Consider the following 26,340-nt stretch of genomic DNA (forward strand, 5'->3'; position numbering starts at 1 on the left):
GGTGCCCGATGGCGCCGATCAATTCAACGGCGGCGGTGCTGCCCGTCAACGGCCTGATCCAGGCCCAGGCGCGCTTTGCCAGCCGTCGGCAACTGGCCTTGCGCCCGGGGCTGCTGCTGGCTGCGCTGTTCGTCGCGCTGCTGGTACTGGCGGCGCTGCAGCCGGGCTGGCTGGTGTCCGCCGACCCGCTCGACGCCAGCGCCCGCCAGGCCTTCCAGGCGCCCAGCAGCCTGCACTGGCTGGGCACTGACGAGAACGGCCGCGACATCCTCGCGCGGCTGGTATACGCCGTGCGCCCGTCGCTGGTGCTGGGCCTGAGTGCCACGGCGCTGGGGCTGTTGCTCGGCACCGTGCTGGGGCTGCTGGCCGGCCTTGGCCCACGGCTGGTCGACGGCGCGGTGATGCGCCTGGTCGATGTGCTGCTGGCCTTTCCCGACCTGCTGCTGGCGCTGGTGATCATCACCTTTTTCGGCCAGGGCGCGCTCAACACCATCATCGCCGTGGGCATCGCCAGCGTGCCGCGCTATGCGCGCCTGGTGCGCGCGCAAACCCTGGTGGTGCGCAATGCCGGCTATGTCGAGGCGGCCACCACCCTCGGCCTGCCACGGCGCCAGGTGATCTGGCGGCATGTGCTGCCCAATGCGATCAAACCGATTTTGATTCTCGCCACCATCGGCATCGGCAGCACCATCGTCGCCGGCGCCGCCCTGAGCTTTCTCGGCTTTGGCGCGCCGCCGCCGGAGCCGGAGTGGGGCGGCATGCTCGCCATCGGCCGCAACTACCTGGCCAACGCCTGGTGGCTGGTGGCCTGGCCGGCCTTGGCCATCACCCTCACCGTGGTTTCGATCACTGCCATTGGCCGCGAACTGCTGCGCCGCAACGAAGGTAAACGCCTATGACCGCTGTTATCCAACACCCTGCGCCGCTGATCGAAGTCAGCGACTTGCAGGTGCGTTTCGGCCAGGGCGCGCCGGTACTCAAGGGCATCAGTTTCACCGTGGAGCAAGGTGAATGCCTAGCGCTGGTGGGTGAGTCGGGCTCGGGCAAGAGCGTCACCTCGCGCACCCTGGCCGGGCTTACCGGTGCCCATGCGCAGGTGCAGGCCAGCCGCCTGGCCTTCGCCGGGCAGGACCTGCGCCAGTTCGACGAGCGCGCCTGGCGCCGGGTGCGCGGCGCGCAGATCGGTTTCGTCATGCAGGACGCGCTGGGCTCGCTCGACCCCCTGCGCCCGGTGGGCAAGGAGATTGCCGAACCGCTGCAACTGCACAGCGACCTGAGTCGCGCACAACGCCAGGCGCGAGTGCTGGAGCTGCTGCGCGCGGTCGGCGTGCCGGAACCTGAGCTGCGCGCCCGCCAGTACCCCTGGCAGCTCTCCGGCGGCTTGCGCCAGCGCGCGCTGATCGCCTCGGCCATCGCCTGCAACCCGCGCCTGTTGATTGCCGACGAGCCGACCACGGCGCTGGATGCCACGGTGCAGGCCCAGGTATTGAGCCTGCTCGAATCCCTGCGCGGCGACAGCACGGCGATGCTGATCGTCAGCCATGACCTGGCGGTGGTTTCGCGCCTGGCCAACCGGGTGGCGGTGATGCACAACGGCGTGATCGTCGAGCAGGGCAGTGTCGAGGCGGTGCTGCAAGACCCGCAGCACCCCTACACCCAGTACCTGCTCAAGGCCGGCGCCGCCGTGCATTTTCGCCGGCCCCAGGCACCAAAGCTGGCCGCCGTGGCGCCGCCCGTGGTGGAAACCAGCGCGCCGCTGCTGCAGGTGCAGCAACTGAGCAAGGCCTTCAAGGGCCCGGACGGCAACTTGCGCACCGTGGTCGACAAGGTCTCGCTGCAACTGCACAAGGGCCGCACCTTGGGCATCGTCGGCGAGTCGGGCTCGGGCAAGACCACCCTCACCAGGATGATCCTCGGCCTGGAAACCCCCGACAGCGGTGAGATCCAGATCAAGGGCCGGCCCTGGTTGCAACTCGATGACCAGGAGAAACGCCAGTTGCGCCGCAGTATCCAGGTGGTGTTCCAGGACCCGCTGAGTTCCTTCGACCCGCGCTACACCGTGCAGCGGGTGTTGTTCGAGGCGCTGCAAGTGGCCGGGCACCTGCGCGGGCAGTGGCGCCCGCAGGCCGTCGAACTGCTGAAGCTGGTGCGCCTCGACGAAAGCCTGCTGGAACGGCGCCCGCTCGAGCTGTCTGGCGGCCAGCGGCAGCGCATCGCCATCGCCCGTGCCCTGGCCGCGCAGCCGCAGATCCTGGTGTGCGACGAGCCGGTGTCGGCGCTGGATGTGTCGGTGCAGGCGCAGATCCTCGAGCTGCTCGACGACCTCAAGCAGCGCCTGGGCCTGGCCTGCCTGTTCATCTCCCACGACCTCGGGGTGATCAACCATGTCAGCGACCAGGTGCTGGTGATGAAAGACGGCGTGGCGGTGGAAAGCGGCGCCGTGCGCGATGTCTTCGACCGCCCGCAACACCCCTATACCCGTGCCTTGCTCGACGCCATTCCGCACCTGGAAAGCGGCCGCAAGGTCAGTTTCGAATTTCTCCGCCTGGCGATCTGATCGCCTGATCCGCACAAGGAAAGTCCATGCCTGGTTTATCTGCAGTCCCCCAGTTTGATCGCCGCAACCTCGACGACCTCAAGGGCAATACCGAGAACCTCCTGCCGCTGATTGCCGCTGGTGCCGCGCAACGTGAGCGCGAGCGCCAGCTGCCCTATGAAGCGGTGCGCCAGATTGCCCAGGCCGGGCTCTACACCTGCCGCATTCCCGAGGCCTATGGCGGCCCGGGTGGTAGTGTCAGCGATGTGATCGGCCTGCTGCTGCGCATCGCCTCGGTGGACTCCAACGTCGCCCAGGCGTTGCGTCCGGGCTTTGGCTTCATCGAGGGGCTGTTGTCTTCAACCGCTGACGGCGCCGAGGCCGAGCGCCAGCGCTGGTTCGCCCGCTACCTGCAAGGCGCGGTGCTGGGTAACGCCGGTTGGGAAGTGGGCGGCGCCAATGGCGCGATCAGTGCGCGCATCGTGCGTGACGGCGAGCATTACCGCGCCAGCGGCAGCAAGTACTACAGCACCGGTTCGCTGTACGCCGACTGGGTCAGCGCCGTGGCCCTGGACGAAAACGATCAGCCGGTGTCGTTCGTGCTGCCGCGCGAGCGCCAGGGCCTGGAGCTGCTCGACGATTTCGACGCCATGGGCCAGCGCCTGACCGCCAGCGGCACTACGCGCCTGAACGATGTGCTGGTGTACGCCGACGAGATCCGCACGCGCACCGTGGAGGAGGGCAAGCGCACCATCGTCACGCCGTTCCTGCAGCTGTTTCTGGCCACGGTGCAGGCCGGTATCGCCCGTAACGCTCTGGACGATGCCACCCGGTTTGCCCGCGAGCACGCACGGCCGATCAAGCACAGCAGCGCCACGCGTTCGGTGGATGACCCCTACGTGCAGCTCAGCGTCGGTGAAATCGCCGCCCGCGCCTTTACCGCCGAGGCTGTGGTATTGCGCGCCGCCGCGTCCATCGACCGTGCCTGGGCCGCGGGCCTCGACCCGCAGCAGGTCGACCAGGCCGCCATCGACGTCGCCCAGGCGCAGTACATCGCCGCCGAATCGGCGCTCAAGGCCGCCGAACTGCTGTTCGACGTCGGCGGCGCCTCGACCACCGGTCGAAGCCACAACCTCGACCGTCACTGGCGCAATGCGCGCACGGTCGCCAACCACAACCCACGGCACTGGAAAGCCGCGGCGGTGGGCGCTTGGCAGCTGACCGGCACGCCACCACCGACCTCGGGGTTGTTCTGACTTGGGCAGCGTGCAGGCGCCATTGCTGAGCCACAGCACCCGGCACTCACGGCGGGTACCGATGATCATCGGCTGTGCGCTGCTGATGGAGCTGATCGATTCCACCGTGGTCATGACCGCCTTGCCGCAGATGGCCAGCGAGTTCGGCGCCCCGAGTGTGCGCATGAACCTGGTGGTGTCGCTGTACATGCTTGCGGCCGCGCTGGCGGTGCCGGTCAGTGGCTGGGCGGCGGACCGCTATGGGTCACGGCGGCTGTTCGTCCTGGCCATCGTCCTGTTTACCCTGTCGTCACTGGCCTGCGCCCTGGCGGGCTCGCTGCTGCAGCTGTGCCTGGCGCGCCTGTGCCAGGGCGCAGCGGGGGCGATGATGGTGCCGGTGGGGTTGATGATCCTGCTGCGCTGGTCGCCGCGTGAGCACCTGCTGCGCAACATGTCCTACCTGACCATCCCGCCGCTGGTGGGGCCAATGCTCGGCCCACCCCTGGGTGGTTTGCTGGTGACCCTGCTGTCATGGCAATGGATCTTCCTGGTCAACTTGCCCATCGGCCTGCTTGGGGTTTACCTGGTGCTGCGCTATATCCCCGATTATCCCGGCGACAGTCAGCAACGCCTGGATGTGCGAGGCTTGCTGCTGGCCAGTGTGGCCTTGGCGTCACTGGTGTTCGGTTCTGAAGCCCTGGGCCACGGCTTGCTGGCGCGGCGTTGGGTGGTGCTGTTGCTGCTGCTCGGGGGGCTGGCAGCGCTGCTGTATGTGCGTCATGCCCGGCGCTGCGCTCAGCCGCTGCTGGACTTTGCACCCTTGCGCGTGCGCAGTTTTGCCCTGAGCTTCTGGGGCGGCAACCTGTTCCGCCTGGGGACGGCGGCGCAGCCGTTCTTGATGGTCTTGCTGTTTCAGCTGTGCTTTGGCCTGAGCCCCTTGCAGGCCGGCTTGCTGACCTTTACCGGCGGCGTTGGTGCCTTTGTGGTCAAGCTGCTGGCGGTGCGCATCGTGCGCCGCTTCGGCTTTCGCCGCACCTTGAGCTTCAATGCGTTGTTGACCGGCTTGAGCCTGGGCGCCTGCGCCAGTTTCAACCTCGACACGCCGTACTGGCTGGTGGTGTTGATCCTGTTCGCCAGCGGCCTGATCCGCTCCTTGCAGTTCAGTGCCATGGGCGGCTTGACCTATGCCGATGTGCCGGCCGAGTTGCACAGCCGGGCCAGCAGCCTGTCGGCGGCGACGGTGCAGTTGACCATGAGCTTGTCGGTAGGGATGGCGGCTTCGCTGCTGAGTCTGTTGATGAGCGTGAAGGGCGCGCAGCAGGTGGGGGTGGCGGACATTGCCCTGGTGATTGGCGTGAGTGCGCTGGCATGCATGGCCTCGGCGCTGGTGTTCCGCACGCTGGCGCCGGATGCGGGAAGTGAGATCTACCGCTGATCTTGTCGCCCGGATTGCGATCGCGGGGCAAGCCCGCTCCCACAGGTCTTGCATCAATCCTGTGGGAGCGGGCTTGCCCCGCGATAGGGCCGGTACAGCCTAGAGAAACCAGCGATACTCCCGCGCACTCACCTCATGCATGAACGCCAGGTGGTCCTGCCGCTTGTTCTCGCAATAGACCATGACGAACTCACTGCCCAGCCGCTCATTGACCACCGGGTGATGACGCATGGCCGCCACCGCCGCCAGCATGTCCTTGGGAAAATCGATGCCGCTGCTGCGGTCGTCGTTGAGCGGTGCAATCGGCTCCTGGCCGGCCTCCAGGCCATGCTCCATGCCACTGAGAATCGCCGCCAGCACCAGGTACGGGTTGGCATCGGCGCCGGCCAGGCGGTGTTCGATGCGCAGGTTGCGCGGGTCCGATTCGGGGATGCGGATGCACGCGTCGCGGTCTTCAAAGCCCCAGCTGGCACGGCTCGCCGCGTTGACCATGGCACCATAGCGACGCATGGCATTGTGGTTGGCCGCGAAGATCGGCATGCACTGCGGCAGCAGTTCCAGGCAACCGGCCACGGCATGGCGCAGCGGGCGCTGGGCATCGGCGGCCAGCAGGTTGTTGCCCTGCTGGTCGTAGAGGCTGACATGCACGTGCATGCCGCTGCCCGGCGCGTCCAGGTAGGGTTTGCTCATGAAACTGGCGCGCATGCCGTGCTTGAGCGCCACGCCACGCGTGCTGCGGCAGAACAGTGCGGCCCAGTCGGCGGCGCGCAGGCCGTCGTCACAGTGGCCGAAGTTGATCTCGAACTGCCCGGGGCCCAGTTCTGCGGTGATCACGTTGGCGTCCACGCCTTGCTCGTTGGCGGCTTCGACCATCTCTCGCAGCACGTCGGAGTAACGCGACAGGCGTTCGATGTGCATGTTTGGCTGGTCGTCCGGATCACCGCTGAACGGGTCGCGGGGGAACTGCGGTAGGCCGTCTTTCAGCGTGCGGTCGAACAGGTAGAACTCCAGCTCGAAGGCCACCACCGGGCGAATGCCGCGACGCTCCAGGCGCTGCAGCACCCGGGCCAGCACTTCGCGGGGCTCGAACTCGATCGGTGCGGCGGTGCCGTCGGAGCTGATCAGCATTTGCCCCAGCGGCTGGTTCTCCCAGCGCACCGGCTTGAGGGTGCCGGGAATCAGCCGCCGTGGCGCATCGGGGTCACCGTCGTTGAAGCAGTAGTCGCCAATCGGGTGCAGGCCGCCCTGGACACCCAGCAAAACGCAGTTCTGCGGCAGTTTCAGGGCACTGCCGGCAGCGACTTTTTCGAGCATGTCGATCGGGTAGCGCTTGCCATAAAAATGCCCGGGGATGTCCAGGCTGATCAGGTCGACATAACGCACCTGAGGATGCTCGGCGCGAAATGCGCGTACTTCACTAAGCAGATCAGGGCAGTCTTTTATTGTTGTCATCACGTGCGATCCTGCGCTTGGTTTCAACGGAATACCCAGAGCACCCGGGTAGTGTGTTCGGTCAGGTTGGCGTAGCGGAACTGGCTGTGCGGTGGCAGCTGGAAGCTGTCGTTGGCCTGCAGGGTGACCGGCATCTCAGCGTCATCGAGCCAGATGCTCAATTCGCCTTCGAGCACAAAACCACCTTGCTCGGAGCTGTCGTCCAGGTGCCCGTCACCGCTGCTGGCGCCCGGCGCCAGGTGGCTTTCGAGCATCGAAAAGCCACCGTTGAGCTTGGGCGAGACCAGCACGTCGGTAATCCCGGCGGCGTAGTACAGGGTGCGCCGCTCACCGGGGCGGGTGACCCAGTCCACTTCGCGCGGCTTGCTCAGGTTGTAGAAGTAGGTGGTGGGCACGCACAGGGTTTCGCTGATGGCGGTAAGGTCGGCCACGGTCGGGCGCGACAGGCCACGCTCGACCTGGGACAGGAAACCCACCGAGCGGTCGATGCGGTCGGCCAGCTCGCCGAGGGTCAGGTTGCGATGCTTGCGCAGGTCGCGGATGAGGATCGCCAGGCTTTCGATTTCTTCCTGCATGTCCATGGGTGGGCCCTCTCAAATAGTGTCGCGCAGGCGGTACCAGGCCTTGGCTGCCGCTTCCAGCGGGGCAGCGAGCAGGTCGCCGCCAGGGAAGCGGCCGTTGTCGATGGCCTGGTACAGGTCCAGCAAATGGTTGTCGCCCAGAATGGCGTCGCTGACCGCCCGGGCGCCGGCCAGGGTTGGCAGTACGCCATGGCCGGAGAAGCCCTGCAGCCAGTAGCGCTGGCCCTGGCGGCCGATGTCCGGGGTGCGGCGCAGGCTGCAGTCGATATGGCCGCCCCAGGCATAGTCGATCTGCACGCCTTGCAACTGCGGGAAGGCTCGTTCCAAGACCGGGCGGGTGGCAGCGGCAACGTCCTTGGGGATACCGCCCAGGTAGGTGCAACCGCCGCCGAACAGCAGGCGCTGGTCCGGGGTCAGGCGGAAGTAGTCGGGGACGAACTGGTTGTCGATCACGCAACTGTTCTGTGGCAGCAGCGAACGGGCCAGGGCCGGGTCCAGGGGCGCGGTGGCCACCTGATAGGAACCCACCGGCAGCAGGCGTTGTGACAGCGGGCGGTCGAGCTGGTCGATGTAGGCGTTGCAGGCCAGCACCAGCACATCACTGCGGATCTCGCCCTGGTCGGTACGGGCGACAAAGCCTGCCGGGGTATCGCGGTAGCTGAGCACCCGGCTCTGTTCGAAGATCCGCCCGCCGGCCGCTTCGATGGCGCTGGCCAGGCCCTGGGCCAGCTTCAGCGGGTTGAGGTGGGCACCTTCGGCGTCATACAGCGCAGCCTGGTAGCGCGGGCTGCCGATCCACTCGGGCAACTCGTCGCGCTCGATTACCCGTAGCGGGTCATAGCCCCATTTCATTTCGGCCTCGTGCCGGGCCGCATGGAGCATGGCCACGCGCCGGGGCAGGACTGCGGCCCATAAGCTGCCGCGCCGGTAGTCGACCTCAAAGCCGTGGCGTTCGGGCAGCTCGCGCATCTCACTGGCGGCCCAGCGCATGCTGTCCCACAGGCGCCGTGCGCGTTCCTGACCAAGGGATTTCTCCAGTGGCGCCATGTCGCACGACCAGCCCAGCAACGCCTGACCGCCGTTACGCCCGGACGCCGCCCAGGCCACCCGGCTGGCTTCCACCAAAATCACCCGCTTGCCGGCCAGAGCCAGGCGCAGGGCGGTGTGCAGGCCGCTGAAACCGGCGCCGATGATCAGCACCTCGGTATCCAGGCGTTCCTGCAGGGTAGGGCGCAGAGGGATAGGGGCGGGGTAGGTCTGGGCGTAATAGCTGGCGACATGCTGGGCGGATTGCTTGAACACGACGGACCTCATGAATTTTTATTGGTATTTTTTCATGAAAAACTACCAGATAAATTTCACAGGGCCAAGCGAAGCCCGGATGCAATCAGCCCGGCGGCTCTAGACCGCAGGTTTGTGATGGTGCCGGGTGCTTTCGATTTCGTCAGCCAGGCGTGGGCTGTAGCTGCGCGTGGGGATACCGGTGAGGCGCTCGAACATCAGCGCGAACTTCATGTCCAGCGCGCGCTTGCCGGTCATGTAGGCATTGAGGGTGGTCACACTGACCCCGAGCTCCGCGGCCATACGCCGCTGGGAGACCCGGTCGGCCTGGCGCTGCCCGGCCTTGAGTGCGGCAAATGCCTTGCGCAGGGCCAGCAGCTCTTCTTCTTCCCACACCCACAGATTACCGCTCATGATTCGATCTCAGTCACACGGATTCGGTCGAGCAATCCGTTGCTGGAATCGCTACATCCTACTGCTGTTGTCTAGTGTTCATTAACCGACCAGAGCGGTCGGTTGTTTTGCCATCATACTCTTCGCGCGTTCCAAACTAGTAGCACGCGGCCATGAATGTGCAGTTTTTCCAGCGCCGCACCCTCGATCAGCACCGGCGGGTACAGCGGGTTGTCGGAAATCATCCGCAAGGTGCCATCGATCAGGCGCTGCAGGCGTTTGACGAACAGGTCGCCGTCGAGGCTGAAGACGTAGATGGCATCGCTGCGCACCTCGTTGATGCCGCGGTCGACCAGCAACGCGTCGCCGTCGTTGAACGTGCCGGCCATGCTGTCGCCATCGCCGCTGATGATTGCCAGGTTGTGCGCGCCGGAAAAGCTGATGCCCTGGCCGCGCAGCCAGTCCAGGTGCACGGTCAGCTCACGGATCACCTCGACGTGGGCTGGCGGCGTGTTGCCGTTGCCCATGGAGCCGCGGATGTCGAAGTGGGCGATGCTGACGAACTCGCTGCTCAGCGCCGTGCCGCTGCTGGCAGGTACGCCAGCTTCGCCTTGCAGCACATCCATCCAGCCCGCGGGCAAGTGCTCGGCCTGCTCGATGCGCCGGGCGACTTCATCACCGAGGTTTTTTTCCGTGCGGGTCGAGAGAATCTGGCTCAGGTGCGCCGGGCTCATGCCCCAGCGCTCGGCACAACTGGCCTTGCGCTGGGTACCGATCAATTGCAGCAGATTGCTCTTGCGAATTGCGTAGATGTCCATGGGGTGCAGAATGCCACTATTTAGCTCGATGCTAAAGAGCCCGGCACAACTTTACCCGCGTGTTTGTTGTGCCTGTACCGCGCTGACCGGTGCGCTCATCAGGCGCTGACGCAGCAGGTCATAGCCCCAGTTGTAGGCCATGGTGTAGGGCAGCATGAAGGCGAAGAAGCCGATCTCCAGCAGGAACGCCTGCACCAGCGACACATCGAGCATCAGCGCGGCAATCGGCACGCCGATCAGCACGAAACCGGTTTCAAAGCCGCCGGCGTGCAGGGCGCGGACCTTGACCGTACGCGCTACCCGGCTGACGGGCCAGAGGCGGTCGAATGCCGCGTTGTAGAGCATGTTCCAGATCATCGCCACGGTCGACAGCATCACCGCCAGCGCGCCCATTTCCAGCATCGAGCGGTCGAGCAGCCAGGCGCCGATCGGCGCGCAGATCAGCACGGCGATGACTTCAAAGCCGACGGCGTGGACGATGCGTTCAGCGAAGGATTTTTGGGTGGCTTGCAGTTTCATGACTTCACCTGAAGGTGTGTTTCGGTGAGGTCATTTTCATCGCTTTTTTGCTTATGTGGAAAATAGGTTCCATCGAAAAAAGCGATGGTGTGGTGTTGCCAGGTTAGTCCCTTTGCTCGTCTTCAAGCTGACTGCGCAGCTGGTGTAGCACCTGGTAGGTCGTCTGGATGTCTTCGACCTTCAAACCCTGCGAAAGCTCGTTGATCCAAGGCGCTTGCAGCTTCATTGCAAGATTGAATGCTTGTTTTCCAGCGTCAGTAAGCACAACCAGCTGCGCCCTGCGATGGTGAGGGTTCGGCTGAAATTCCAGCATTCCATCCTTGACGAGATCGTTGACGATCCGCTGAACGTTCTGGCGGTTCGCGCCCATGTCGCGGGCAATCCATGAGACAGGCTGCGCTCGATCGGCATTGACGATCGTTCCAAGCAGCTGCCAACGGGCGCTCGTGAGACCTGTCTCGGCAACGAGGCGATCGCCTGCGGTGAGCATTCGCGCACTTGCTCGAAAGAGCTCAAGGACCAGATCGGTCATGGCGCGTCCAGCGGGGGTGTGGTTTGGCTTGTTCATGGCGCGAACTTTTTCACATTGACATGATGATGTCAATTTTGTAGGGTTGGGCGCGTGGTGTCAGGTTGTCACCATGTTTACAAGACTGGAAGTCTCCATGCTTTCTATTCATCCACTTGATCCAGTCGCACCCATCCGCAGGCAGCAGCTCCAGTGCAGCGAATCTCCGGCGGTACTGGTCAACCCGTGCCCAATTAACTGACGGTATTCGATACATGCTCAAACGACTCCACCTGACAGCCAGCATGCTGGCACTGCTGTGCATCGCTACTTTCTTTCTATCGACCCTTCTTGTCGAAATCCTGGGAACCCAGCGTTCGATAGCTCAGCTCAAGCACTTGATCGTGAGCCCGGGACTTTGGCTGCTGGTGCCGATGATGGCACTGGCCGGGGCAAGCGGCATGCTGCTGAGTCGGGCTCGACCAGGGCGCCTGGTGAGCGCGAAGAAGAAACGCATGCCATTCATCTCCGCCAATGGCCTGTTGGTGCTTGTGCCCTGCGCAATTGCACTCAACTTATGGGCGTCGGCAGGAAGCTTCGACACGCGTTTCTACGTCGTACAGGTCATCGAGCTCGTCGCCGGGGCAACCAACCTTGCATTGATGGGGCTGAACGTGCGCGATGGCTTGCGCCTAAGCGGCCGCTTGCCGCGGGCTATGCCTCACGGCCAGTAAGCTCGGAGCTCCCACCGTCGGAAGACAGATTTTGGCGTCGTGGGGCATCATGCCGAGTTGGGAGAGCGCCGTAGACTGGATTACTCTGCGCGGTCAGTTTCCAGGTTTACAAGGACGTCCATGATTCCTGTCGATCCGCTGGCCATGGCGGTCGGCTACATGATCTTGATTTTCTCCGAGGTTTTCCTCTGGCTGCTGATTGCCTGCCTGGTGGCTTTCCTTATCATGGGGATGCGCGTGCGTCGTCTAGAACTGTGGCAAAGCCATGGCAACGCGACGGTCGAGACCGTGTCCACCCACGACCTTGAAGGCTGGAAATGTGAGGCAGGCAAGGTCGAGTTCAACTTTCCGTTCGGTGCCCATTTCAAGTTTTCCGAGTGGAGCCTGAAAGAATGCATGCTGGCGCCAGGCACCCGCTTGGGCGGCATCGTCTGGCCGGGGCCGGGGCCGGGGCCGGGGCCGGGGCCGGTGACGGTGTTTTCCACCGAGAGAGGATGGGAGGCGAGGTCCGAAGATACACCGGTCCACCTGCTGGGGATGGAACTGCGCTGGCTGCGCATGCGCGTGACCGGGCCTGACGGTGATGTGCTGATGTGGGATGGCTACTTGAACCGTGCCGTCGACTTCGGCTCTGTTCACTATCCACAAGGCACTCAGGTGCGCAGTGATCAAGGTAATTTGCGCTTCAGCCTGCCAGCGGACATGGAGGCCCTGGATCGGCGCACGGGCAAGGCTCATGTTCCGCTGCCAACATCGACCTGAACTGAGCAATGAGCTCCGAAGACAGCCCGGCACCTTCGAACACGGCGCAGGTGAAGCTAACGGGTGCAGGGCCTGGAGCAGTGATGATGCGGTCGGCAATCACCGCGACTGGACTGCTTCGATAAAGCGCGCGCCCGTCATAACCCGGGGCATTCTGTTGCAAGAAGTCAGCGCTGTTCGAGGTATGAGGAACCGTGTCGAGAAGTCCGGCCCTCGCAAGTGCCAGCGTTCCGCCGCAGATGCCGGCAATTGACGCTCCACTTGAGCGACTGGCATGAAGAAAGTCCCGAATATCTGGTGCTTCTGCACGTTCCCAGGCCATTCCTCCAATGACCACAACAACGTCCGGTTTCCAGTCCAGGCATTGTTGCAAACTGCTATCGACCGTTACAGCCAATCCGCCCTGCGAGTGGAACTGCCCTGGAGTAGAAGCGAAAAACCTGACGTCGATCCCGTAAAACGGGGACCCAGTTCCAGCAATGAATGCATATTCCCAGTCCGCAAAACCTGGTGTCAGTATCAAACCCACGCGTGCCATCAGCCAGAATCCTCCATGAATGTTGCTAGCGTACGGTTACATCAAACAGACATCAAGACGGATTCGGGTTGATTGCGGTGGGTCGTGAGCGGCCGCATTCGACCGATTCTGTTGAAAAAGACCGAGTGGATTGACTCAACCTACACTGAGTTTGAAAAGCGTCCGATTTACGCGTTGCAAGCCCTTCTGGCAGGGCAAGCGTATTGCAGTGAATCGCTCCAGCCCTACCACTTATGCCTGAGTCGTTAATCATGGATGAAGTCACTACCATGCCCTCGGATGATGTACCTGCTATTCAACATATAGTGCAGCGCAAGCTCGGACGCTGTCTGTTGCGCTTGCAACAATACGAACGGCAGCTGAAAGCCATTGTCGCGCATGTCGAGCTGAGCGGTCCCGCGGATCGGCTGCCTATTATCCGTGAGCAAAAGATCGCATGTGCCCAAAATAAGACGATGGGTACGTTGATGGGGATATTGACCGAAAGCTTTCTGACCCCGCCGCTCCCAAATGAAGAAGAGTCACAGATACAAGCCAATATCGGTGACCAGATCTGGCTCAGGCATGGATACCGGTTGGAAATGACAGCCGAGCACCATGAGGCAATGAAGGCCGACCTCAAGGAGCTGGTTGACCTGCGCAATAAACTGGTTCACCACTTCATTGAGCGTTTCGATCTCTGGTCTGAATCAGGTTGCCAGGCGGCGGATGGTTTTCTGGAGGAAAGCTACGAAACCATCAATCGGCATTGTCTGAATCTGCAATGTTGGGTCAAAACCCTGTTTGAGGCACGAGCTAAAATAGCGTCGTTTATACAGAGCCAATCATTGGAAGATGTGTTCGACGGTATCCGGGTGGATGGCTCAGTCGATTGGCCTGGCAGTGGGATATGCCGCTGTTTACGTGAAGCCGAAACCAAGCTTGCCGAAGGTGGCTGGACTCGACTGGAAGCAGCCATCCGCTGGATTGGCGGTACCTATCCAGAGCAGATGCCCAAGCGCTACGGTTGCAGTAGCTGGAGGCATGCCCTGCACGAGTCACGGCAGTTCGAAATACGAAAATCCCAAGCTGATAATAAACCTACTGCCGTCTGGTATCGCAGCAAGATAAGTTGAATGGTCTAGTGTGTAGCATCGACCGGTTGAATCCACAACCCAAAGCCGACGGTCGCTCAAGGCCGGAATTGGCCGATTGCTGCTCTCCGAGAAGGGCAGCTTTGGTTGGATACGATCATTGCGGCGCGGCCTTGTGTGAGGCGTGGGTAGGGATTTGAACTCCTTCAGCTTCTCGCACTGACCGGCCGAAGCCGGAAACGTGGGTATTCGATCATTGTATTGGGCTTGTCACGCACTGATCGAGATTTTCACGGGTCGACCACCGGTCAATCTTCGCGCTTCCCGAAGTCCAGAGACGTAAGCTCCATCAACATAGCCAAAGCGCTCCGTAGAGGTTGCTTCACCAGCAAAAAGTAAACGTCCTTCAGGTTGGCTGAGGTTGTGTATTTCCTGCAGGGAAATCGAGGGAGGGAGGTGTGTGTAAGCACCACGACTAAAAGGATCAGTCACCCAGTTAGTTCGATGCCATTCCACTGGTACTGTGGGGACACCGCCACACGCACTTGAAAGCGCCGACATCGCCATATCGAATGCGACATCATCATCCAGCTTAGCAAGCGCCAATGCTTGTGGACCAGATACGTGCGCAGCTAACGTGGGGCGACCGGAACTGGCAGACACATCGAGCCAATACGGAAAAACGGGATGGCCCTTGATCAATATCCCGCTAACGTCATTGTCCACAGTTCGCCAGAAAGCATTTTCAAACTGAAAGATTAGCTTTTCGAACGCACCAAAGCCTAGTCGCTCAATGGCAAAACGCTTCTGCGTTGATAGTGCTGGGGAAAACGTTATTGAGCCCGCCTTCAAAACCCCCAGCGGAACGCTGAGAAGAACGTGGGAGCCGTGTTCGATATGACCATTGGTACAGCGTACCGTAATTTCCGTCGGTGTTTGCACAATCTCGCTGACCACTGAATTACAGTGAATTTGGCCGCCTTTTGCCAATAGATTGAGCATCGCGCTATAGCCGTCAATGATACAGTCGTCTCCCCCCTGATAACCTGCATCGCCCGTATAGTTGATCACGGAAATATCACTTGCAGAGCATGCCAGATCAGCCTCAAAGCCCGTAGTTAGAACGAAATTAACCCATTCGCGTAGGTCTTTGTCGGGGATCTCCTGCAGTCTCGAATCAATCAGTTCAGCAATGGTTTGCGACGGTGCGTATAGAGATGCAGACTCTATCAGTTCTTCCTCAATGACATCTACTAGCGCCATTATCCGGTCGCGCTCAAACTTATCAAGCGCTCTGTCCATATGGCTAACTAGTTTTAGGTTAGAAAAAAACCCCACTCAGTGGGAAAGCTTGGCGTGCTAGAGAAAGAAAGTCTGCCAGCTCGGATAAAGGATTGCCGATCGGCGCATGAATCCACCCACCACCGGCTTCTGCATGTGCACCCGCTAAAGACACAGTTTGAGTGCGCCCACCAATATTTGCCTGGCCCTCCAGGACAACTACTTCGATTCCATATGTTCTGAGGGCATTGGCTGCTGCAATACCCGAATACCCAGCTCCAATTACGATGACGCGCTTGACAGGATCTGAGACGGGCGTCACAAAAGGCTGTCCAGCTGGCTCAAATGAACCTTTGAGCAATTTATGAGGTGGCAGCATGGGTGCATCCTTTTGGTAAGGAGATTAGCGATAAGAAAGTATAAATTTTGCTGGTATTCTTGTAAATAATGCAGCAACAAAGTACAACAAAGTACAACAAACGATAACAAACGATAACAAACGATAACAAATGTTTACAATGTTCTGCGTGTTCCAGATGTCTAGATTTTTGCAAAAATTAATCACGTGCACACAACATGATCAGCTTTGGCGTATTAGCTCCTGCCGGAGCTCCGGAGATGGCAGGCGAAGATTCTGGGGTTCTAAAAAGAGGAGGGTGGTACGATTTTAAGCTTGTCTCAATCACAGAGGGTGGTTGATGATTTTGCGCAAGAGCCGAATGCCCCAGCCTACCCTTTAAAGTTACAATGAATTTGCATGCTCTCTGTTTGGTTGTGGTGAATCGCGAAGCCGCACTGCTCTAGTGCTTCTTCGGTTTTCTAATAATGCTGAGGTGTTCCGCCGCTCTTATGTGTTGAAGGGGCAGCGATGTAAATACCCCTGGCGGTAAAAAACGCAGCGGTTGTCCAATCGAAATAGTTGAAATATCAACATGAGAACCATCCACGTCATGCCCGTTGGAGCCAAATATATTGTTCACTTCGCCTTTTTCGGCTGGGGTAGCATGGGCAAAATAACTTGATGCCCATCGTGGCGTCCAGTTGCCTGGCCGTTGGCTTCAATCACCGAAGTGGCTGCGCGTGCGAACACCGCTGTCTGTGGAGATAGGCAAGTGGTCTGGCTTATTTTCAAAAACTGGATGGGCAACCCAGACCATTGGCGCGATATAAATCAATCACCAAGTGAGCTGATACCACTTGGGGCGGCGCCGTACCGTGCGCTTTCGACAGGTTCACGTTGCCGTTTCTACCGTCATTAAGGATTGATCATGACAGCACTACAACAGGTTTTATCGGTTCGCCCAGTAGCGCAGAAGGACTTCGCCAAGTGGTGCGAGTTCTGGGCCAAGTACCAAGAGTTCTACAAGGTCGATGTGGGCATGCAGACCACCCAGTTAACCTGGGCCCGCTTCTTCGACAGCAGCGAGCCTGTGTACTGTGCGGTCGCCTCGATTGGGGAGCAGATCTACGGTTTCGTCCACTTCGTCTTTCACCGCTCCACCTGGGGCCGCAATGACTTCTGCTACCTGGAGGACTTGTACGTTTGCCCAAGCGTACGCGGCCAGATGATCGGCAAACAACTGATCGAATACGTGCAAGGGCAAGCCCGCGAGAAAAACTGCGACCGGCTTTACTGGCACACCCAGGAGACTAACCACACCGCGCAAAGGCTATACGACTGGATAGCCGAAAAGCCTGGTGTTATCGAGTACAGAATGCCGTTGGATGCCGTCCACGCTCACACTTGATCCATAACCTCGGCCACCCCCCGATCCTCACCCAGAAAACCGCCACTCTGGTGGTGCCACAGCTGCGCATAGATGCCGTTTTTGGCGAGCAGTTCTGCGTGGGTACCTTGTTCGATGATGCGGCCGTCATCCATGACAATAAGCCGGTCCATTGCCGCAATCGTCGACAGCCGATGGGCGATGGCAATCACGGTTTTGCCCTGCATCATTTCATCGAGGCTTTCCTGAATGGCCACTTCGACTTCGGAGTCCAGCGCGCTGGTAGCCTCGTCAAGGAGCAGGATCGGGGCGTTCTTGAGCATCACGCGGGCAATCGCGACGCGCTGGCGCTGGCCGCCGGAAAGCTTGATGCCACGCTCGCCCACCAGGGTGTCGTAGCCGCTATGGCCTTGCCGGTCGCTCAGTTGGCTGATGAACTCATCGGCCTGGGCACTGGCCGCGGCACTGCGGACCTGGGCGTCGCTCGCATCGGGTCGGCCGTAGGCGATGTTGTCGCGAATGGAGCGGTGCAGCAGTGAAGTATCCTGGGTGACCATGCCGATGGCGCTGCGCAGGCTGTCTTGCGTCACCTGTGCAATGTCTTGCCCGTCAATGCGGATCTGCCCGCTGTCGACATCATAGAAGCGCAGCAGCAAGTTGATGAGCGTGGATTTGCCCGCGCCGGAGCGGCCTACCAGGCCGATCTTTTCACCCGGGCGAATATTCAGGCTCAGGCCATCGAGCACCTGGCGTTCGCCATTGTAGTTGAAGCTCACATTGTCGAAGGTGACCGCGCCGCCGGAGGTCACCAGCACACCTGCATCCGGCGCATCCTTCACCTTGGGGCCGCGGGTGAGGGTGGCCATGCCATCCTGCACGGTGCCGATGCTCTCGAACAGCGAAGTCATTTGCCACATGATCCAGTGCGACATGCCATTGATACGCAACGCCATGGCGGTGATTGCCGCCACGGCACCGGCGCCGACCTCACCCTGGTGCCACAGCCACAGGGCATAACCGCCTGCTGCCATGATCAACATCACCACCAGGGCCTGGTTGACGATCTCGAACTGGCTGACCAGGCGCATCTGGCGAAAGCCGGTTTGCTTGAAGTCCTCCATCGCTGCACGGGCGAAGTGCGCTTCACGATTGGAGTGGGAGAACAGCTTCACCGTGGTGATGTTGGTGTAGGCGTCCGAGATACGCCCGGTCATCATCGACCGCGCATTGGCCTGTTCCTGGCCGACTTTGCCCAGGCGGGGCACGAAGTACAGCATGGCCAGGCCGAACAACACGACCCAGGCAACGAAAGGCAGCATCAGTTTCAGCGCGAAACCGCCCGCCAGGGCGATGATCGCAATGAAATACACACCTATCCCGGGGAGGATCTCGATCAGGGTGAACAGCAGATCGCGCACGGCCAGCGCCGTCTGCATGACCTTGGTGGTGACCCGGCCGGAAAACTCATCGGAAAAGAACGAAAGGCTTTGCCGCAGCATCAAGCGGTGGAAGTCCCAGCGCAGTCGCAACGGCAGGTTTATCGCCAATATCTGGTGCTGCACCATGGTCCGCAATGCCACCAGCCCGACGCTGGCCAGCATGACGATGCCCATGCCCCACAACACGCGGCTTTCCTGCGCCGCCGCATCACCACCTGCCTGCCAGGTCGAGAGCAGATCCACGACCTGACCGAGGAAAGCAAACAGCCAGGCTTCGTAGATCGACACGCCAGCACTCAACAGTGCAAACGCAAGAATATAGCCGCGCGCGCCCCGTGTGCAGGCCCACAGGAAGCGAGCCAGGCCCTCGGGCGGTGGCGGTACCTCGTCAGGAGGAAAGGGGTCGAGCCTTCGTTCAAACGCACGAAGCATGGTGGTCTCCACAACGATCAAATTCTGGAGATTCTGCCACCGAACGGTGGCTTTGAGGGATTTGCCATGGGGCGTTTTCTGCCTGGCGGACTTTCAAACAACGCGCTGGCTCGCTAAATCTACCGGCTGGCTGCGCACGGTTGCGGGTCGAGCAATCCGGGCCTATGGTCCATGCGAGGCTTTACCTGCGCAGCGAGGTGACCCCATGCCGAACGACTCCCGCCCGGCCGTGCTCGAACTGATCGGCAATACGCCGCTGGTGCGTGTCAGCCGCTTCGATACCGGCCCGTGCACACTGTTCCTCAAGCTCGAATCGCAAAACCCCGGCGGTTCGATCAAGGATCGCATCGGCCTGGCGATGATCGACGCCGCCGAGCGCGATGGCCGCCTGCGCCCCGGCGGCACCATCGTCGAAGCCACCGCCGGCAACACCGGCCTGGGCCTGGCCCTGGTCGGCCGCGCCAAGGGTTACCGGGTGGTGCTGGTGGTGCCCGACAAGATGTCCACCGAGAAGGTCCTGCACCTCAAGGCCATGGGCGCCGAAGTGCACATCACCCGCTCTGACGTTGGCAAGGGCCATCCCGACTACTACCAGGATGTTGCCGCGCGGCTGGCGCAGGAGATTCCCGACGCGTTCTTCGCCGATCAGTTCAACAACCCGGCCAACCCGTTGGCCCACGAATGCAGCACCGCGCCGGAGATCTGGGCGCAGACCCAGCATGATGTCGATGCCATCGTCGTCGGCGTCGGCTCGGCCGGCACGCTGACCGGGCTGACCCGCTTCTTTCGCCGCCTGCAGCCGAACCTGGTGATGGTGCTGGCCGACCCGGTCGGCTCGGTGGTCGCCGAGTACAGCCGTAGCGGCACCCTCGGCACCCCCGGCTCCTGGGCGGTGGAGGGCATCGGCGAAGACTTCATTCCGTCGATTGCCGACCTTTCCAGTGTGCGCCAGGCCTACTCCATCAGCGACGAAGAGAGCTTCGATCATGCCCGTCAACTGCTGCGCGCCGAGGGCATTCTCGGCGGCTCTTCGACCGGCACATTACTGGCGGCGGCGCTGCGCTACTGCCGCGAACAAACCGAGCCGAAGCGGGTCGTCAGCTTTGTCTGCGACACCGGCACCCGCTACCTGTCGAAGGTCTACAACGACCAGTGGATGACCGACCAGGGCCTGCTGGCGCGCAAACGCTATGGCGACTTGCGCGACCTGATTGCGCGGCGCTTCGAGGATGGCCGGGTGATCAGCGTCGGCCCCGACGACACATTGCTCACCGCCTTTCAGCGCATGCGCCTGGCCGATGTGTCGCAACTGCCGGTGCTGGTCAATGGCCAGAATCTGGTCGGGGTGATCGATGAGTCCGACATTCTGCTCGGCGTGCACCAGGACGCTTCGCACTTTCACATGACCGTGGCCAGCGCGATGACCGACAAGCTCAAGCTGGAAACCCTGGCCCCCAGCGCCAGCCTGGCTGAACTGCAGGCCGAGCTCGACCGTGGGCTGGTGGCGATTATTGAAGACGCTGCGGGGTTTCACGGCGTGATTACCCGCGTCGATTTGCTCAATCACTTACGCAGGTCCCTACCATGAGTCAGCACGATGAAAGCGGCGCGCCACGCGCCTTCGCCACCCGGGTGATCCATGCCGGACAGGCGCCGGACCCATCCACCGGGGCACTGATGCCGCCGATCTACGCCAACTCCACCTATTTGCAGCAGAGCCCCGGGGTGCACAAGGGCCTCGACTACGGCCGCTCGCACAACCCCACGCGCTGGGCTCTGGAGCGCTGCGTGGCGGATCTTGAGGGCGGCACCCAGGCCTTCGCCTTCGCCTCCGGGCTGGCGGCGATCGCCAACGTGCTCGAGCTGCTCGACGCCGGCGCGCACATCGTCTCGGGCAATGACCTGTATGGCGGCACCTTCCGCCTGTTCGAACGGGTGCGCCGGCGCAGCGCTGGGCATCGCTTCAGCTTCGTCGACCTGGCTGACCTGGCGGCATTTGAAGCGGCGCTGCAGGCAGACACGCGGATGGTCTGGGTCGAGACCCCGAGCAACCCCTTGCTGCGCCTGACCGACCTCGCCGCGGTCGCGCGCATCTGTCGCGAGCGCGGCATTCTCTGCGTGGCCGACAACACCTTTGCCAGCCCGTGGGTCCAGCGCCCGCTGGAGCTGGGCTTCGATATCGTCCTGCACTCGACCACCAAATACCTCAACGGCCACTCCGATGTGATCGGCGGCATCGCCGTGGTCGGGCAGAACCCGGAACTGGCCGAGCGCCTGGGCTTTTTGCAGAACTCGGTGGGCGCTATCGCCGGGCCGTTCGACGCGTTCCTCACCCTGCGCGGGGTGAAGACCCTGGCCCTGCGCATGGAGCGTCACTGCAGCAATGCCCTGGAGCTGGCGCAATGGCTTGAGCGTCAGCCGCAGGTGGCGCGGGTCTACTATCCGGGTCTGGCCTCGCACCCGCAGCACGAACTGGCGCGGCGGCAGATGCGCGGCTTCGGCGGGATGATTTCCCTTGACCTGAACAGCGACCTGGCTGGCGCCAAACGCTTCCTCGAAGCGGTGCAGATCTTCGCCCTGGCCGAGAGCCTGGGCGGGGTCGAAAGCCTGATCGAACACCCGGCGATCATGACCCACGCCAGCATCCCGGCAGAGAACCGCGCGCAACTGGGCATCGGTGATGCGTTGGTGCGTTTGTCGGTGGGTGTCGAGGATGTCGAGGACCTGCGGGGTGATCTGGCTCAGGCGTTGGCGCGGATTTGAGCGGTGGGGGGATAGCTGCTAAGCGGCCTTCAGACGGTGGGAGCGGGCTTGTCCCGCGATAGGGTCATGTCAGCATGACAGACAATTTTCAGAGTCAGAATCGCGGGGCAAGCCCGCTCCCACCTGGACGCCGTACACCGGCAGCTCTGGGTCGGTAACTGCCGTTCGACAGAAGTCGCAATCAGTCCCGAGCAATCTTGTCATTTGCCAACGCTTAGGGCAGGGTCGATACCACTGACATCTCTGCCAAAGGAGTGACCGCATGTCAAAGCTATATCCCAGTATTGATCCTGAGGGGCTGGTCGAGTACTCGGTGGTCTACACCGACCGCTCGCTCAACCACATGTCGCAGCAATTTCAAGGCGTGATGAAGAACATTTCCAGCACCCTGAAACAGGTCTACAACGCCCAGGCTGTTGCGGTAGTGCCGGGCAGCGGCACATTCGGCATGGAAGCGGTAGCGCGACAGTTTGCCACCGACCAGCAATGCCTGGTGATACGCAACGGCTGGTTCAGTTATCGCTGGAGCCAGATCCTTGAGATGGGCAACATCCCGGCGGCCACCACGGTGCTGAAAGCCCGACCGGTCGACACGGGCCGCCAGGCTGCCTACGCACCACCCCCTCTGGACGAAGTGCTGGCAGCCATTCAGGCTTCGAGGCCGCAGATTGTCTTCGCCCCCCACGTTGAAACCTCATCAGGGATTATCCTGCCCGACGACTACCTGCGGGCCGTCGGCGACGCCGTACATGCGGTGGGTGGCCTGTTCGTGCTGGACTGCATCGCCTCAGGCACGATTTGGGTTGATATGCACAAGTGCGCAGTCGATCTGCTGATCAGCGCGCCGCAGAAAGGCTGGAGCGCCTCCCCTTGCTGCGCCCTGGTGATGTTCAGTGCCTTGGCCCTCGAGCGCATCGAGCAGACGCATAGCAGCAGCTTTGCCTGCGACCTGAAAAAGTGGCTTCAGATCATGCAGGCCTACGAACAGGGCGGGCATGCCTACCATGCGACCATGCCCAGCGATTCCCTCGCGCGCTTTAACGACGTGATGAAAGAGATGCAAGCCTACGGTTTCAACAAGGTCCGCGGCGAACAACAGGCGCTGGGCGATCGGGTGCGCGCAATGTTGACCGGCAAAGGCATCAAAAGCGTGGCCGCAGACGGCTTTCAGGCCCCTGGCGTAGTGGTGAGCTACACCGATGATGCCGACATCAAGAGCGGCAAGAAATTTGCCGACCACGGCCTGCAGATCGCCGCCGGAGTGCCGTTGCAATGCGACGAGCCGGCCGACTTCCAGACCTTCCGCATCGGTCTGTTCGGCCTCGAAAAGCTGCACAATATCGAGCGCACGGTCAGCACCCTCGAGCAGGCACTGGACGAAGTGATGGTGGACTAAGCCCTCATCTTGCCTGCAGCACCTACCGGGCTTGTGAAATCCAGGAAGGTATCCTGTTCTGGGCACTGCCGGCCCTTGGCGCTGTATGACCGGGGTCGACCTATAGCTGCCCTTCACGGAGGGCAGCTGGCGGGTTATAGCGGCGGCTGACAATGACCGCTACCGGCCACAAGCGGACATTAGGTCATTCATCCTGGACTTCGCGTTTTCAACAGGCCATGGGATTCGAATATTCTGGTGTAGATTTCCCTGACTACGGTTTGCTTTCTCATGTTGTATGCCTGGAATGTATCGGCCCCATCCTTCGCTTGAATCTTGGCTTCAGCGTATAGCGTCCGGTCTTGCGGATGCGTGCGGAGCCAATCGCGGAAAAGCACGTGGCGAACATATTCGATGGCCAGCGTTTTCCCCGCCAGCGCGGTGGCGATGTCTGCCCTCAATGCCTGAAACAGCTCCGCCCAGGTGGGGTCGTAGGCTTGCACTTCAATAGGATCGCTTTTCGGCTGGCCCATAACCCATGGGTTTTCGTCCGGATCGCCTGCTTCGAACGTTGTGATCTGATTGGCGTCCCGCCAATACCGGTTCATTTTTTCAATCTTCACAGACGACCCCCGTAAAGTTGCCTAATGCAATGCTGCGCACAGGGACCGATGGCGTTGCCTTGGGCTCAACCGTGCACCAAGAAGGCCCCTGGCGGAACCCGATATCGCAGCTTCTTGCATTTGCCGGGTGCGGGCTGGTGCCCTGGCGGGCGATCCGGAAACCAGATTCGGCATTTACCCGGAGGCGGTAAATGGCCGCGGGGAACTTCAACCTCATCGTACCCAGACTCTGGCTCGACGGAAGCCGTTTGGAGTTTCCCTTCGGGCCGAGGCCTGTCAACCGTCGGTAAATCCGATACCCGGTCTGCCTTTGCACGAGCGATGTTGCCGGCGTCGTGCCCTTGAGTCTCCACTTCCTGCCTCTTCTGTACTGCGGCCAGGTCCGCTTTGGCGTTGGGTAGGGTGCCCGAAGACCGGGCCTGCTGCGCCGCCTGGATCAATTGGAAGTTGCGGTTGCGTAACTCGACGTTGCGACCAACTCGCATGTTCGAGCGCGCCGCCAAGGTTTCAGCCTGCTGGTACTGCCCTTGCTGAAGACGCAACACACCGAGGTAATGCAGCGTCGCCGGATTGTTCGGCTGGATTTGCAGGGCTCGCTCCAGCGTGGCAGCGGCTTGGTCCGGCTGGCCGTTCTCATACTGCCGCGAGGCGGTTTCGATCAGGGCGGTTGATGCGCTGTTACTTTGCGCTGCCGCACTTCGCTCAGCAGCAACCGAACAAAGCGACGCGACGGCGCTGAACACCAGGATGAGACCCGGCAGAAAACTCTTGGTTGGCATCAGGGGGGCGGACTCGACTGATCTCGGACGGCACTGCCGTAAAACAGACCACAGCGCTGCTCGGTACTTCCGATGCAGGGCCCCAATTGACCTGGCCAGTACCCTGAAGTTCCCGCGGCAGCGGCCAGCGGGTGGGTAACAATGCCGAGGGGCATCGCTCATTCACCACCACTGGGGCGAAGTTGTTCATTGTGGATTAGCAGTGGGGCGAGGACACTCGTTCAGCGTCCTCGCCACTAAGGCACCCTACAGCGACACCAGCACATCACACTGCGATTCGTTGAGCACATGCTTGGTGACGCTGCCGATCAACAGCTCTTCCAGCGCGCTGTCCCCCTGCTTGCCGATCACGATCAGATCGCAGTCCAGCTCCTGCTCCTGCTCGACGATCCGCCAGGCAGGGTCGCCGTGCACCACGACTTGCCGCGCATCGCTCACCCCGGCGGCTTCGCTCAGGGCCGCGAGCTGTTGCACGGCATCTTTGCGGATGACATTGCGGTAGTGAGTGAGGGTGTCCTGGTCGATGTGAGCGAAGCGCATGCTGCTTTCGAAGGGCGCTTCGTACACATGCAGCAGGATGATCTCGGCCTGCGGGGCAACCGCTTTTACCAGCTCGATGGCGCGCAGCGATGAAGGCGAGAAATCCACCGGAACCAGCACGGTACGGTAGGTGTCGCGAGGTGCCTGCTTGACCACCAGCATCGGGCAGAGCATGCGGTTGAGCATTCGTTGTACGGTCGAGCCCAGCAGCAGACGGCGCGCCACACTCTGGCCCTTCGCCCCACACACCAGCAGGTTGCTGCGTTTGTCCTGTACCACACGGGTGATTTCGCTGACCACCGAGCCGGGCGCGACCTGTACGCCAGGGGCGATGTCATAGCGCTGGAACAGCATGGCTGCCAGTGCGTGCACTTTCTCTCCGGCGGTCTCCAGCACGCGATTCAACAAGTCTTCATCAGGCACCAGCACCTGCTTCAAGCGCTCGTAGGGCGCTGGATTGGCAACGTAGAGCAGGTCCAGCGCTGCCTGTTGCGCCTTGCTCAAGAGTGCAGCGCGCTCTGCCGCGTTGCGGGCAGAAGTGGACAGGTCGGTGGCTACCAGTACGTGGTTCAACGGGCTCATGTGGGGCTCCTTATGCAATGCTGTGCACAGGGATCGATGGCGTTGGCCGGTTTCGATCCATTCCTTGCTTGCCGCCATCGTCTCGCGAACCAGGCCTGGCGGCTTGATTTGGGTCAAAGGAGTGGGGGAGGCGAGGCAGGTGCCTGAAGAGCCCCCTATGTTGATCTCAAGTACCGATAAAGCGTCTGCCGACTGATATCAAAATCACGCGCCAATTTAGATTTACTTTCTCCAGCGCGGGCGCGGTCAATTAAACTTACAACCTGATTGTCAGACAGTTTTTTCTTGCGACCTTTGTATAACCCACGGATCTTTGCGGCAGCAATGCCTGTCGCCTGTTTTTCCCTCGCTGCAGCGCGCTCGAACTCTGCCAGCGCCTCCATTACTGCAATGATGGGCTCCACAACTTCAAGACAGTCATGGCGGAAAATCAGGTTTTCGTTCAAGAACTCCAGGGTTACCTGCTTTTCAATCAGCCGGCGAATGAGGGTGCACAGCTGCTCGGTACTGGAACTGAGCGATGCCATGCTGTCCACTACCACAGTATCCCCGCACTGTATGTAGCGAATTAGCTTTTCAAGGCCTGCGCGATTCGCGGCATCGTCTGCAGTTTCATCGAAAAACACGGCGTCAAATACATCATGGCGGGTTGATTTCTCTACGCTGTCCTCGGGTTCTTGTAGAGAGAGCCGGAAATATTTGATGCGATGCAATCTCATGGTGCCTCCTTGGCAATACTTGTACACCGTCGTTCCAGACTTGTACAAACTGTAACTAAATCAATAAATTCTTACACATGCCTGTAACACTGAGTCCACCCAAAATACACAGTTGCAAAGAATTTGGCTTGTCTTATCATTTTGAAGCTTGGAATGAGTCTAACAAATTTTTCGGCAAGCAGTCGATTTCGTGTTTATTGAATAACGCGCATGCA

General features: G+C 61.2%; 26 protein-coding genes. 11 read left to right on the forward strand and 15 right to left on the reverse strand.

The annotated features are described in order from the left end of the window. The first annotated feature begins 8 nt into the window (after positions 1-8). From CCOS864_RS17245 to CCOS864_RS17260, 4 genes are all read left to right on the forward strand, one after another. Positions 9-899 carry an ABC transporter permease gene (locus tag CCOS864_RS17245; protein WP_115087553.1) on the forward strand — a complete coding sequence of 297 codons (891 nt, stop codon included), beginning with the start codon at positions 9-11 and terminating at the stop codon, positions 897-899. Beyond that, the gene (locus tag CCOS864_RS17250; RefSeq protein ID WP_115087554.1) at positions 896-2,557 is read left to right on the forward strand and encodes a dipeptide ABC transporter ATP-binding protein; all 1,662 of its coding nucleotides are present in this window, start codon (positions 896-898) and stop codon (positions 2,555-2,557) included. The genes CCOS864_RS17245 and CCOS864_RS17250 overlap by 4 nt, the downstream gene beginning before the upstream one ends. 26 nt (positions 2,558-2,583) lie before the next feature. Further along, positions 2,584-3,792, forward strand: coding sequence for an acyl-CoA dehydrogenase family protein (locus CCOS864_RS17255; protein WP_115087555.1), 1,209 nt, complete (start codon positions 2,584-2,586; stop codon positions 3,790-3,792). A gap of 61 nt (positions 3,793-3,853) precedes the next feature. Next, positions 3,854-5,206, forward strand: a complete 1,353-nt coding sequence (locus CCOS864_RS17260; RefSeq protein WP_244211936.1) for an MFS transporter — start codon at positions 3,854-3,856, stop codon at positions 5,204-5,206. A gap of 99 nt (positions 5,207-5,305) precedes the next feature. Here CCOS864_RS17260 and CCOS864_RS17265 read toward each other — a convergent pair whose 3' ends face one another. The 7 genes from CCOS864_RS17265 to CCOS864_RS17295 form a co-directional block, all read right to left on the reverse strand. After that, on the reverse strand, positions 5,306-6,658 hold the full coding sequence (locus tag CCOS864_RS17265) for a glutamine synthetase family protein (RefSeq protein ID WP_115087557.1): 1,353 nt from the start codon (positions 6,656-6,658) through the stop codon (positions 5,306-5,308). Positions 6,659-6,681: 23 nt separating this feature from the next. After that, the gene (locus CCOS864_RS17270) at positions 6,682-7,239 is read right to left on the reverse strand and encodes a helix-turn-helix domain-containing protein (protein ID WP_115087558.1); all 558 of its coding nucleotides are present in this window, start codon (positions 7,237-7,239) and stop codon (positions 6,682-6,684) included. A 12-nt stretch (positions 7,240-7,251) separates the two neighbouring features. Then, positions 7,252-8,541, reverse strand: coding sequence for an NAD(P)/FAD-dependent oxidoreductase (locus tag CCOS864_RS17275; RefSeq protein ID WP_115087559.1), 1,290 nt, complete (start codon positions 8,539-8,541; stop codon positions 7,252-7,254). Between the two features lie 99 nt (positions 8,542-8,640). Then, positions 8,641-8,934, reverse strand: a complete 294-nt coding sequence (locus tag CCOS864_RS17280) for a helix-turn-helix domain-containing protein (protein WP_115087560.1) — start codon at positions 8,932-8,934, stop codon at positions 8,641-8,643. Between the two features lie 113 nt (positions 8,935-9,047). Next, positions 9,048-9,731 carry a S24 family peptidase gene (locus tag CCOS864_RS17285; RefSeq protein WP_115087561.1) on the reverse strand — a complete coding sequence of 228 codons (684 nt, stop codon included), beginning with the start codon at positions 9,729-9,731 and terminating at the stop codon, positions 9,048-9,050. A 51-nt stretch (positions 9,732-9,782) separates the two neighbouring features. Beyond that, positions 9,783-10,250: a multidrug/biocide efflux PACE transporter gene (locus tag CCOS864_RS17290; protein ID WP_166675695.1), complete on the reverse strand. Its 468-nt coding sequence runs from the start codon at positions 10,248-10,250 to the stop codon at positions 9,783-9,785. A 103-nt stretch (positions 10,251-10,353) separates the two neighbouring features. Further along, on the reverse strand, positions 10,354-10,782 hold the full coding sequence (locus tag CCOS864_RS17295; protein ID WP_115087562.1) for a MarR family winged helix-turn-helix transcriptional regulator: 429 nt from the start codon (positions 10,780-10,782) through the stop codon (positions 10,354-10,356). A 251-nt stretch (positions 10,783-11,033) separates the two neighbouring features. Between CCOS864_RS17295 and CCOS864_RS17305 the strand changes: the two genes are divergently transcribed. After that, the gene (locus CCOS864_RS17305; protein ID WP_115087563.1) at positions 11,034-11,492 is read left to right on the forward strand and encodes a hypothetical protein; all 459 of its coding nucleotides are present in this window, start codon (positions 11,034-11,036) and stop codon (positions 11,490-11,492) included. Between the two features lie 120 nt (positions 11,493-11,612). Further along, a complete protein-coding gene (locus tag CCOS864_RS17310) occupies positions 11,613-12,254 on the forward strand; it encodes a hypothetical protein (protein ID WP_115087564.1) in 642 nt (213 codons plus the stop codon). Here the strand turns inward: CCOS864_RS17310 and CCOS864_RS17315 are convergent. Next, a complete protein-coding gene (locus CCOS864_RS17315) occupies positions 12,178-12,792 on the reverse strand; it encodes a DJ-1/PfpI family protein (protein WP_115087565.1) in 615 nt (204 codons plus the stop codon). The genes CCOS864_RS17310 and CCOS864_RS17315 overlap by 77 nt on opposite strands. Before the next feature lie 251 nt (positions 12,793-13,043). On the opposite strand from CCOS864_RS17315, the gene CCOS864_RS17320 reads away from it, so the two are divergent. Beyond that, positions 13,044-13,907, forward strand: a complete 864-nt coding sequence (locus tag CCOS864_RS17320) for an OST-HTH/LOTUS domain-containing protein (protein ID WP_115087674.1) — start codon at positions 13,044-13,046, stop codon at positions 13,905-13,907. 228 nt (positions 13,908-14,135) lie between these two features. Here CCOS864_RS17320 and CCOS864_RS17325 read toward each other — a convergent pair whose 3' ends face one another. Beyond that, positions 14,136-15,167, reverse strand: a complete 1,032-nt coding sequence (locus CCOS864_RS17325; RefSeq protein WP_115087566.1) for a flavin monoamine oxidase family protein — start codon at positions 15,165-15,167, stop codon at positions 14,136-14,138. 19 nt (positions 15,168-15,186) lie between these two features. Beyond that, positions 15,187-15,525, reverse strand: coding sequence for an FAD-dependent oxidoreductase (locus CCOS864_RS17330; protein WP_115087567.1), 339 nt, complete (start codon positions 15,523-15,525; stop codon positions 15,187-15,189). 889 nt (positions 15,526-16,414) lie between these two features. On the opposite strand from CCOS864_RS17330, the gene CCOS864_RS17335 reads away from it, so the two are divergent. Beyond that, positions 16,415-16,894 carry a GNAT family N-acetyltransferase gene (locus CCOS864_RS17335; RefSeq protein WP_115087568.1) on the forward strand — a complete coding sequence of 160 codons (480 nt, stop codon included), beginning with the start codon at positions 16,415-16,417 and terminating at the stop codon, positions 16,892-16,894. Here the strand turns inward: CCOS864_RS17335 and CCOS864_RS17340 are convergent. After that, the gene (locus CCOS864_RS17340; RefSeq protein WP_115087569.1) at positions 16,885-18,744 is read right to left on the reverse strand and encodes an ABC transporter ATP-binding protein; all 1,860 of its coding nucleotides are present in this window, start codon (positions 18,742-18,744) and stop codon (positions 16,885-16,887) included. The two genes, CCOS864_RS17335 and CCOS864_RS17340, sit on opposite strands and share 10 nt — an antisense overlap. 205 nt (positions 18,745-18,949) lie before the next feature. Here CCOS864_RS17340 and CCOS864_RS17345 point away from each other — a divergent pair, with 205 nt between their 5' ends. From CCOS864_RS17345 to CCOS864_RS17355, 3 genes are all read left to right on the forward strand, one after another. Then, entirely contained in the window at positions 18,950-20,332 is a 1,383-nt protein-coding gene (locus CCOS864_RS17345; protein WP_115087570.1) for a pyridoxal-phosphate dependent enzyme, read from the forward strand. After that, positions 20,329-21,507 carry a trans-sulfuration enzyme family protein gene (locus tag CCOS864_RS17350; RefSeq protein ID WP_115087571.1) on the forward strand — a complete coding sequence of 393 codons (1,179 nt, stop codon included), beginning with the start codon at positions 20,329-20,331 and terminating at the stop codon, positions 21,505-21,507. The genes CCOS864_RS17345 and CCOS864_RS17350 overlap by 4 nt, the downstream gene beginning before the upstream one ends. Positions 21,508-21,769: 262 nt before the next feature. Beyond that, complete coding sequence (locus tag CCOS864_RS17355) at positions 21,770-22,903, forward strand: aminotransferase class V-fold PLP-dependent enzyme (RefSeq protein WP_115087572.1); 1,134 nt, start codon at positions 21,770-21,772, stop codon at positions 22,901-22,903. Positions 22,904-23,091: 188 nt separating this feature from the next. Here the strand turns inward: CCOS864_RS17355 and CCOS864_RS17360 are convergent, their stop codons facing one another. The 4 genes from CCOS864_RS17360 to CCOS864_RS17380 form a co-directional block, all read right to left on the reverse strand. Beyond that, positions 23,092-23,505: a GrpB family protein gene (locus tag CCOS864_RS17360; protein ID WP_208644386.1), complete on the reverse strand. Its 414-nt coding sequence runs from the start codon at positions 23,503-23,505 to the stop codon at positions 23,092-23,094. A gap of 65 nt (positions 23,506-23,570) precedes the next feature. Next, on the reverse strand, positions 23,571-24,284 hold the full coding sequence (locus tag CCOS864_RS17365) for a tetratricopeptide repeat protein (protein WP_115087574.1): 714 nt from the start codon (positions 24,282-24,284) through the stop codon (positions 23,571-23,573). A 246-nt stretch (positions 24,285-24,530) separates the two neighbouring features. Next, positions 24,531-25,406 (reverse strand): universal stress protein, encoded by an 876-nt coding sequence (locus tag CCOS864_RS17375; protein WP_115087575.1) that lies wholly within the window; start codon positions 25,404-25,406, stop codon positions 24,531-24,533. A gap of 155 nt (positions 25,407-25,561) precedes the next feature. Then, a complete protein-coding gene (locus CCOS864_RS17380; protein WP_115087576.1) occupies positions 25,562-26,125 on the reverse strand; it encodes a recombinase family protein in 564 nt (187 codons plus the stop codon). Between the last annotated feature and the right edge of the window lie 215 nt (positions 26,126-26,340).

Source organism: Pseudomonas wadenswilerensis, assembly GCF_900497695.1.
GTDB classification, from domain to species: domain Bacteria; phylum Pseudomonadota; class Gammaproteobacteria; order Pseudomonadales; family Pseudomonadaceae; genus Aquipseudomonas; species Aquipseudomonas wadenswilerensis.